General features: G+C 29.0%; 7 protein-coding genes. All 7 read right to left on the minus strand.

All coding sequences use genetic code 11. The annotated features are described in order from the left end of the window. Positions 1-250, minus strand: a 250-nt coding sequence (locus tag Q0Y03_RS15080; RefSeq protein ID WP_297714615.1) for a hypothetical protein, incomplete at its 3' end; no start/stop codon positions are given. A 254-nt stretch (positions 251-504) separates the two neighbouring features. After that, on the minus strand, positions 505-981 hold the full coding sequence (locus Q0Y03_RS15085) for a Hin recombinase (RefSeq protein WP_297714616.1): 477 nt from the start codon (positions 979-981) through the stop codon (positions 505-507). Positions 982-1,070: 89 nt separating this feature from the next. Then, on the minus strand, positions 1,071-1,244 hold the full coding sequence (locus Q0Y03_RS15090; RefSeq protein ID WP_297714617.1) for a hypothetical protein: 174 nt from the start codon (positions 1,242-1,244) through the stop codon (positions 1,071-1,073). A gap of 8 nt (positions 1,245-1,252) precedes the next feature. Beyond that, a complete protein-coding gene (locus Q0Y03_RS15095) occupies positions 1,253-1,654 on the minus strand; it encodes a hypothetical protein (RefSeq protein WP_297714618.1) in 402 nt (133 codons plus the stop codon). A gap of 522 nt (positions 1,655-2,176) precedes the next feature. Next, complete coding sequence (locus Q0Y03_RS15100) at positions 2,177-2,419, minus strand: plasmid stabilization protein (RefSeq protein WP_297714619.1); 243 nt, start codon at positions 2,417-2,419, stop codon at positions 2,177-2,179. Positions 2,420-2,813: 394 nt separating this feature from the next. Next, a complete protein-coding gene (locus Q0Y03_RS15105; RefSeq protein WP_297714620.1) occupies positions 2,814-3,098 on the minus strand; it encodes a CopG family transcriptional regulator in 285 nt (94 codons plus the stop codon). Positions 3,099-3,372: 274 nt separating this feature from the next. Continuing rightward, positions 3,373-4,550: hypothetical protein (locus Q0Y03_RS15110; RefSeq protein ID WP_297714621.1), on the minus strand; the 1,178-nt coding region annotated here is incomplete at its 5' end.

A 4,550-nucleotide genomic window follows, 5' to 3' on the forward strand; every position in this document is an offset into this window, starting at 1 on the left:
CTCTATCCATAGTTCTAAATGGATTTAAGCTAAATAATATATCTTCTCTACCAAATGAGTTAATTACTTGTCTTAACTTCATTGGGTCTTTTAATGAGCTTGTTGGATATACTTTATTTTTTCCTGTAGTCTTATTTAAAACCCTTACAAAACATTCATCATCATTCACATATATGTATTGTAATAGCTCTGAACATTCTTCAATTTCTGATTTACTATATCTATCTAATTGTCTTACTGCTTGTACCACTTTCTCACCTCCTTTGTAAAAAACTAATAAGATTATACCATATTATTACTTTACTTTTCCTAATAAATTTCATTTTTATATCAAAGATATTTACAACTGATAAACTCAGTTGTTTAATTAATTTATTTATAGTGAGATGATTGTTTAATCCTAGTAAATTAGCCATTTCAATATGATAATACAATATAATAAAATATAATATTATATAATAAAATATAATATTATATTGTTGTTAATAAATTAAATGTTTAACATTATTGTTCGTTAATTATTTTGTGAACTGTAGCAACACTACAATTCATATCTTTAGCAATAGCTCTGTAGCTCTTATTTTGAAGTCTAAGCATTTTTACTCTAGCCTTTTGTTCTTCAGTAAACATTTCTTTTCTTCCAGCACCACGTTCATTTTTTATTTTATGAACAACACTATTGTTTTTATTTTTTAATTCTTCATTTTCTTTTAATAGCTCCTGTATAGTATTCATATTTCCTTTAATAGAATCTTCTTTGGCTTTAATAGTTATCTCATGTGCTTTTATTACTGTTTTTAAGTATTCAATTTCCTTATCCATCTGTACATATGTTGGACTATTCTCGAAGCTATTGTCAGCTATACCTTGCATTTGCTCTATTTGTTTATTTCTATCATTAATTATATCCTTATATTCATTTAAACGCTTTTCTAACTCTTTAATAATTTCTTCTAATCCTTTAATAGTTTTTCTTGCCACTATAATCACCTCGTTAGTTAATTAATTTATTAACTAAATTGTAACATATGATTTTAAATTGTTCAACAATTAATTTTATAACATTTTATTTATTTCATTGCTAACCCTAAAGCTCTTTTTATAAATTCTTCTTCAGTTATTAATCTTAAATATCTTAATCTTATCAATTCTTTTTCTTCTGCATTGCAGCTCATTCCCTCATGAATCAGATTTCCTGATGCAGCTATAAAGTCTTTTTCAAATGACTCATTATTCCTATTCATAAAATCACCTACACCTTTTTATTGTTTTTATCTTCTTTGGTTGCTGTTGAAAAATATGTTACCCCTTGTTTTCTTAACTCATTTTGAATATCTTTTCTATCAAGTTTTAATAACTTTTCTAAAAGAACTATTACACCCATTAAAGTCATTGAGTTATCTATTCCAACTCTTGCTTCTAAACTCGCTAATCTTTCTACACTCTTATTTATTAAATCTTCTGTTTTTGAAATTCTATTATTCAATATTTCCTCTATATGCGTTTCCCTTAGTATTTCTTCTTGAGCTTCTGCTTCTATGTATCTTGTAAGTGCTTCCTCATAAATCTCTTTTATACTTACGTTTCTCTTTCCAGCTATTGATTTTACCTTCTCATGAATATGATTTGCCATTCTTACTTGTGTATCAGCCATATTTCCTCCTTGTATTCATTAAACTATAGTTATATTAATAGATTTATATATATTGCATACAAATATTTTATCATAAAACACCAATTGTATTCAATTAAAATCCAGTTGGAACAACTGTTTCAGTTGGCATGTATGCAACTGTTTATCCTGCACTACCGTGAATATGGGTTGGGTTACCTATTATAACTTAGTGATGAACTATTTCTTTGTTTCGTGAAATCACTTAGCTATTCTGGTTGAACAAACCCATATGAATGGTTTTATTCCCTACTCAAAAGAATAGGTACTACGTACCCTATAATACAAGTTTTATTTTTAACTTCCTTTCCCCTTACCAACCCTAAATTCATAAGGGAATATCTAGTCAAGGGTAATAAAAAAATAGAATAGCAGCCATTCCACTTTTAAGTGGATCTTCGGCTAACCATTCTATTTTTTTATTAGCGAAGCCTTGCCCATTGACTTGATTTCACTATGAATATACTAAATTTCAAGGGAAAGGCTCATTTATTAATTTTTGAACTATTTTACTGCTTTTAAATTAACTATATCTTTATAATTTTTTGCAGTAACTAGCTCAACTGTAGCTAAATCTTCTCTAATTCCATCAACTTTTTTTATCATTTCACTTCTGAACTCTACTAAATCAGCAGTCTGCTCTGTTATACCATCTAGTTTTTTATTAATATTATTTAACTCTTGAGTAATTGGCTTTAATTTTTCATCAAGTAAATTACTCAATGCTTTTAAAATATCATTATCCATTCTTTAATCACTCCCTTAGCTCTTATTATATCTAATCTACATAAAAATTAATATAGGCTATATTCCCCAATTCTAGTTAAGTAGAACAGGTACTACGTACCCTATAATACAAGCGTAAAAAAAATGGCGGTAGATTTTTTTGTGTTCATTTTTTAATTTTTGAAAAACATAAACACCCCCACTTATATAAAAATAACACTAGTTTGTATAGGTATCGAGAAGCAAAGAAATGAGCAACTTCTCGGTGTGTGCCACAACCGGGGACCCCCTAACCCCCAAACGTGTCAGCACCCCGAAGAAGTTTTCTCTTCCTTTGGTTTTGATACATTATCAAAAAGTGCGTAACTTTATATAAAGGCAAACACTACCCCATATATATAAAGAGTTTTAAGCCTCAATTTGTAAACCTACTTTTTAAAATTTTTAAAAAACTTTTTTTCTCGGCTTTTTGACTCTCCATTTTTAATTTAAGCTCTTGTAATTTCTGCTCAAGCTCACTAACTCTAAGCTCCAAGCTCTTTGTACCCTCAAATTTTTCTTTCTCTCTCAAAGCTCTTTCCTCTGTTGATACAATAATAAACTTACTCATGCTAATATTTTTCTTTTTTGCTATATCTTTAAATAATTCTTTTTGCTCCTTGCTTACCCTAATCTTTATATAATCATCTTTTATAGCCATTGTTCCCACCCCTATAAATTCATTTAATCCCTTGTTATCACCATACCATAAACATAATAAAAATATTGTCTAATCTAGTAAGCTCCTCCATATAGGCTGAAAATTTGATACCTGGAGTAATTAAAACTTGCAATAATCTGAAAGGTATATTTATGCATTAAGGCTACCCTAAGGGATAAGCTCCTCCATATAGCTCTTAACAAAAAATGAGCCTTTTTTTTTTAGCACTTGCATTTTATAATATATTTGAACTTAGTAATAAAAAAAGAATAGGCTAGTCCAATAGCCCATTCTTTTTCATATAAGTAATATGTCTTTTGAGTGTTGATTGTGGTATATCAAGCTCAATACAAATCTCATTATTCTTTAAGCCTTTTGCACGAAGGCTTTTTATTTTTGCTCTTAATAGCTCCAGTTCTTCTTTCTTAGTTATTTTACCTTGGAGTTTTAGTTTCTCTCTATAATCCACTTTTCTAACTTCTCTCCTAACTTCACTATTACGCTTGTAATAATCTCTATTCCATTCTTCTTGTGTTTTAGTCTTATAGATACTTTCTAGTCCTAATCTCTCACAAAGCTCATAATCAAGCTCTAGGAAGTCTATAAGTGTTTCATTCTTGTAAAGATACTGACGATAGTTTACAACCCTTGTAGCACTTTCTATGATGTGCCCTCTTAGTGGTTCATTAAAGTTATTATTAAACTTCAACATTTCCTCTTTGGCTAACTCATAATCTTCTGCTTTAAGCTCTCCATTTTGATATTTATTTTTTATTAAAATATAATTTCTATATAAGAAACATAACCTTGACCTAAGCTCTGTTACTTCAATACTGTTTAAATAGCTCTGTATCTTCTCAAAGTCCATTAACCTATTACAATTTAAAGAATAAACGTTATGTAGCTTTACAACCTTTTTAGGAGCTTTTACACGCCCTTTACGTTTCTTATACCACTTAGGTAATTCATCAAGCCATAGATCTTGTAATTCGCTTAGAGTATATCTTACTGAATCATCATAAGAAAATACTTTAATCTCTGCTCCATTCTTAGTATTAATACTTCCTGGTATTCTAAAATAACTTTCTAGGTTCTGCTTTTCTGCTCCATACTCTTTTAATTCTTGTGAAAACACCTCTGAAATTCTTCTAGCTAGTGTTACCACATTATCCCTAAACTTAGGTATATAGCAAGTTTCAACGCTATATATAAGTCTTATTTGATTTCCATACTCTACAAAGTTAGGGGTAGGTATTTTACTCTCAAAGAAGTCCATTTCTAATAATTTAATTACTTGATGTGGCTCTAAACCTTTAAGCTCCTTAATCTTTTTATAATCAACATCAACTGGAATTGCATTGATACAAAATAGATTGCTCCTTGTAGCTCTATCCATAGTTCTAAATGGATTTAAGCTAAATAATATATCTTCTCTACCAAATGAGTTAATTA

This window comes from Clostridium sp., from assembly GCF_026168755.1.
Classification (GTDB): domain Bacteria; phylum Bacillota; class Clostridia; order Clostridiales; family Clostridiaceae; genus Clostridium.